General features: G+C 59.7%; 5 protein-coding genes. 4 read left to right on the forward strand and 1 reads right to left on the reverse strand.

Features of this window, described 5'->3' with window-relative positions; genetic code table 11:
• Window positions 1-498 carry a transcription elongation factor GreA gene (gene greA / locus Q0216_RS05595; RefSeq protein ID WP_298593613.1) on the reverse strand — a complete coding sequence of 166 codons (498 nt, stop codon included), beginning with the start codon at window positions 496-498 and terminating at the stop codon, window positions 1-3.
• Between the two features lie 420 nt (window positions 499-918).
• Here greA and mca point away from each other — a divergent pair, with 420 nt between their 5' ends.
• From mca to Q0216_RS05615, 4 genes are all read left to right on the forward strand, one after another.
• Entirely contained in the window at window positions 919-1,890 is a 972-nt protein-coding gene (gene mca, locus Q0216_RS05600) for a mycothiol conjugate amidase Mca (RefSeq protein ID WP_298593615.1), read from the forward strand.
• A gap of 308 nt (window positions 1,891-2,198) precedes the next feature.
• Window positions 2,199-3,008, forward strand: a complete 810-nt coding sequence (uppS, locus tag Q0216_RS05605; protein WP_298593618.1) for a polyprenyl diphosphate synthase — start codon at window positions 2,199-2,201, stop codon at window positions 3,006-3,008.
• 101 nt (window positions 3,009-3,109) lie between these two features.
• Window positions 3,110-3,637, forward strand: a complete 528-nt coding sequence (locus Q0216_RS05610) for a prepilin peptidase (RefSeq protein ID WP_298593620.1) — start codon at window positions 3,110-3,112, stop codon at window positions 3,635-3,637.
• A gap of 143 nt (window positions 3,638-3,780) precedes the next feature.
• Entirely contained in the window at window positions 3,781-4,287 is a 507-nt protein-coding gene (locus Q0216_RS05615; RefSeq protein ID WP_049354996.1) for an NUDIX domain-containing protein, read from the forward strand.
• The last annotated feature ends 458 nt before the right edge of the window (window positions 4,288-4,745 follow it).

Here is a 4,745-nt window from a genome sequence, read left to right on the forward strand (position 1 = left end):
TTAGCCCTGGTAGGGGGTCACGGAGACAATCTTGGCGCTCAGTTCCTTACCGTTCGGTGCGGTGTAGGAAACCTCGTCACCCTGCTTAGCGCCCATAATTGCGGCACCCAGCGGAGACTTCTCGGAGAAGACCTTCAGGTCGGTGCCTGCCGGGAGGGTGTCCTCAATTTCGCGGGAGCCGAGCAAGAACTTCAGGGTGCGGCCTGCAACCTCAGCCTCAATGACCATACCGTGGTTTACCACACCGTCGTCAACGGGGGCGTCACCAATCTGGGCGGTTTCGAGCAGGTGCTTGAGCTGCTTGATGCGAGCCTCGTTCTTAGCCTGCTCGTCACGTGCAGCGTGGTAGCCGCCGTTCTCACGGAGGTCACCCTCGTCGCGTGCCTGCGCGATGCGGTCAATAATTTCCTGACGGTACGGGCCGGAGAGGTACTCCAGCTCCTGGGTGAGGCGGTCGAAGGCGTCCTGAGTGAGCCATGCACCGGTGTTTTCAGCCATGCGTGTCCTTTGCTTATGCGCCGGCTCTGCCGGTGCGAAACGAATAAACCCGCTACCGCGTGCCGCGTTCAATGCGCGGCGGTGCCGGTAACGGAATGAATCAACAGACCTATTTTAGAGCACCGGAGAATTTTCGGCTGTTACGCCGGTCGTATCTTCCCCTCTGAACGCATCTTTGTCGGTATGCACGCCGGTAGCTGAACACTCTGCCGGCATCAGCCTGTGTCGTGCCGGTGAATCTGCTGATATGACGGTATGTTTCAGGACGTCACACGGCGTCATCTGCGTTAGTGCACCGGCGCTATCCTTGGGTATCATACGAGAAGCTACAACCGTAAAATTTCTGCCGCGTAGCGCTCGCATTCGCGATTCACAGACAGATCATCCGCACCCCTAGCGCATCACCTAAAGGAGACCACCGTGAGCGAAGCCATTGAACAGCTGAAGGCAAACCTGCCGACTCACCCTCCCGTGGACTCCATCAAACCGCTGGATGAGGACTACACCGGCCTGCGCATCCTTGCCGTGCACGCGCACCCGGACGACGAGTCCTCCAAGGGTGCCGGTACCGCTTCGGCGTATATTGCCCGTGGTGCCCGCTTCATGGTGGCGACGATGACCGGCGGCGAGCGCGGTGACATCCTGAATGAGGAGATTGCTAATAGTCCGCGTGCGCACCGTGACCTGCCGGGTCTGCGCCGCGCTGAGATGGCGGCCGCCCGCGAGATTATGGGTATTGAGCACCGCTGGATTGGCTTCTTCGACTCCGGTCTGCCGGAGGGTGACCCCATGCCGCCTCTGCCCTTCGGTAGCTTTGGCACCATGCCCCTGGACCGTGCCGCCGCGCCGCTCGTGCGTCTGGTGCGTGAGTACCGCCCGCACATCATCATCACCTATGACGAGATTGGCGGCTACCCGCACCCCGACCACATCATGACCCACAAGGTCGCCGTGGAAGCCTTTGAGAAGGCGGGCGACCCCGAGGCGTACGTGGGTGAGGGTGATCCCTGGACCCCGCTGAAGCTCTACTACGACCGCGCTTTCAACCCCGAACGCACCCTCGCCCTGCACGAGCATCTGCTCGATACGCACGGTGAGAGCCTGCTGAGCGGCTGGATTGAGAACATCGCGCACCGCGCAACCTCGGGGGAGGCGCCTCGCCACGAGACGACGACCCGCATCCTGGTGACCGATCACTTTGAGCAGCGCGATCAGGCTCTGCGGGCGCATGCCTCGCAGGTGGACCCGAACGGTGTGTTCTTCGCCGTTCCCAGCGAACAGCTGAAGGACATTTGGCCCTGGGAGGACTACACGCTGGCTGCCTCGCACGCTGAGGTTCAGCTGCCCGAATCTAGCCTGGATGAGGGCCTGAGCGACTACTACGTTATCTAACATCTACGTTATCTAGCATGGGGCGCCGCATCGCCCTGCGTTACAATGATGCCCTTCACCCACGATATGAGTCGTAGGTGAAGGGCATCATTCGTTCTGGGGCGCACGATGTGTGCGGCCCTGCACGCAACCGCGAATGCCGCCACTGCGTACCTTACTCGCCACCACAAATTTTGAGCCGATTCTCAGCCCCACCGTGATGCCGATTGCCGCGAAGGTACGGCGCGGCGGCGTAGAATAAGAGCTTGGGCTCTTTCGTGATGAGCCCGCCGAATTATCTGCCACGACAGCCGAATGAGGTATGAGCTATGAGCGCCAACGCCCTGCCCGTGATTACTGTGCACGGCCACGCCAGCAACCCCGGCACTGTCACTGAGCCTACCGTCTATGAGCAGGCTCTGGCGCGCTCGCTGAGCCCCGAATCCCTGCCGGCACATATTGGGGTGTTGGTGGACGGTAACCGCCGCTGGGCGGCTCAGCGCGGCTTGAGCACCCGTGAGGGCCACGCCGCCGGTGCGGAGCGAATTATTGATTTTCTGGCGTGGTGTACTGAGCTGTCGATTCCGCAGGTGAGCCTGTACATGCTCTCTACCGAGAACTTGAAGCGCCCCGAGAAGGAGCTGACCGGTCTGGTCGCTGTGATTGATGCGTTCCTGGTGCGTCTGGTGGAGTCCGCCTGCGGTCCGGTGCGCGCCATCGGCAATATTGACCTGATTCCCCGCCAGCTGCACGAGCGTCTGGACTGGGCGATTGAGCAGACGGCGCACCTGCCCGGCGTTCGCGTGAACATTGCGGTCGGCTACGGCGGTCGCCAGGAGATTGTGGACGCGGTCCGCTCGGTTCTGCGTGAGGCCGCTGAGAACGGGACCTCCCTTGAGGACATTGCGGACTTGCTGAACGTGGAAGATATTTCTTCGCACCTGTACACCGCAGATATGCCCGACCCGGACCTGCTGATTCGCACTTCGGGCGAGCAGCGCCTGTCCGGTTTCATGACCTGGCAGAGCGCGTATTCTGAGTTTTATTTCTGCCGTGCCCTGTGGCCGGATTTCACGCGCGTTGATTTTCTGCGTGCCCTGCGGGACTACGCTAACCGTTCCCGTCGCTTCGGTTCCTAGAAAATGATGCTCTAGCGCCTATGTGCTCTAGCGCAGCTGGTGTGTTCCTTGGCTAGCGGCCTCCGGTAGTACTGCCTCCTGCATTACAGAATGGACGTTCTATGCTCGCTGAGCTTTCCCGCCTCTACAACGCAGGCGGCGCCTCCGTTATTGCCGCTCTGGTGCTCGGCAGCTACCTGCTGTATTTTCTGTGGTGCGCCCTGCGACTGTGGCGTATTGACGTGCGGGAGCACCGTCTGCCGCACCGCATCCTGATTCCTCTAGCTATTGCCACCTATACGGCTCTGCCGGTGTCTTTGCTTTTTGCGGGCCGCCCCGCCGATATTTGGCGCGTGATTGGTGCCGGTCTGGTGCTGTGGTTCTGCTACGGGCTTCTGCGTATTCTGTCTTTCGGCGCGCTGGGCCGCGGGGATGTGAAGCTTGCCGGCATCCTGGGCGGCGTGCTCGGGTACCTGTCCTGGGCGAACCTGGGGTGGGCGTCGCTGGTGACGTTCCTTGCCGGTGGGCTGATGTCTTTGGCTCTGGTGCTGTTCACGAAGGCGCGTGGTAGCACCCGCATTGCCTTCGGCCCGTTTATGCTTCTGGGTGCGCTGGTGGCGTTGGCTGCTCCGGCGTATTCTCTGTGGTAGATTCCGAAGTGGGGTGACCGTCCGGCTAAGTGGCGGGCTCGTTCCTCGTATGGTTCATTCTCCGTGCGGCTCGCAGCTGTTTGCTCTGCTCTCTAGCACCTATTTCCCGGTAGACTTACCGGGGCTTTTGAAAGGTTGATGTTATGCCTACTCCTCCCTATATCCGTAAGCTGCGTGAGCGGATTGGTTCGGATTACCTGTGGCTGTCCGGTGCGACGGCTGTGGTGTACCGTGAGCAGGATTCTAAGGTGCTGCTGGTACGCCGTAGCGATAACGGGGCGTGGACCCCGATTACGGGCATTGTGGACCCGGGGGAGAGCCCCGCACTGACCTGCCTGCGTGAGGCGCAGGAGGAGGCGAACGTGCAGATTGAGGTGCTGGAGTTGGCGCAGGTGAAGGCTGACCCGCCGATGCAGTTCGGTAATGGTGACCGCTGCCAGTTCTTGGATCATACGTTCTTGTGCCGCTGGGTTTCTGGTGAGGCGAAGGTCAACGATGAGGAGTCTTCGCAGGTGCGTTGGGTGGATGTGTCTGACCCGGCGGAGCGTGCGTTGCTTTCGGAGCGGATGCTGGACCGTATTGATGCGGCGCTGAACTATGACGGCCACTGCCGTTTTGGGTTGGAGTCGGTGCCGCCGGAAGAACTCTAGACCGGCTGCTGGGACTGATCACAAGCCATCGAATCAGGCGTGCAGATACAGACAGATACAGAAGGAGGGGCGACCCGCCGTCATGGCGAGTCGCCCCTCCCGCATTTTTGTGACAGTTTGTTACATGTTATTGGGTGGTTCTTCCTGTTTTTCTGTGGGAGTGGGGGACTGGAAGCCTAAATGTTGCCGTGGTTTTATTTTGTTTTTGTCTTTTTTACCTTAAGTTGCGTCTGTGTATCGAGTTATGAGTGGTTTGCATGAGATGCTTTATATATGACGCGGGTTACATTGGGAGTGACGGCCCCGTATTAGTCAGTAACCCGAGAAAGATTCGTTCACGTGATGTTCTGGTGAGCGTAGTCGCTTTCCTTTTACTCTGCCTATAGATCCTTTAGGCATGCCATTTTTCTGTGAACTAGGCTCATTGTGTTCATCGCAATTCTTGGTCGCTATTTTGA

The sequence above is a fragment of the uncultured Rothia sp. genome, assembly GCF_937976295.1.
In the GTDB taxonomy this organism is placed as follows: domain Bacteria; phylum Actinomycetota; class Actinomycetes; order Actinomycetales; family Micrococcaceae; genus Rothia.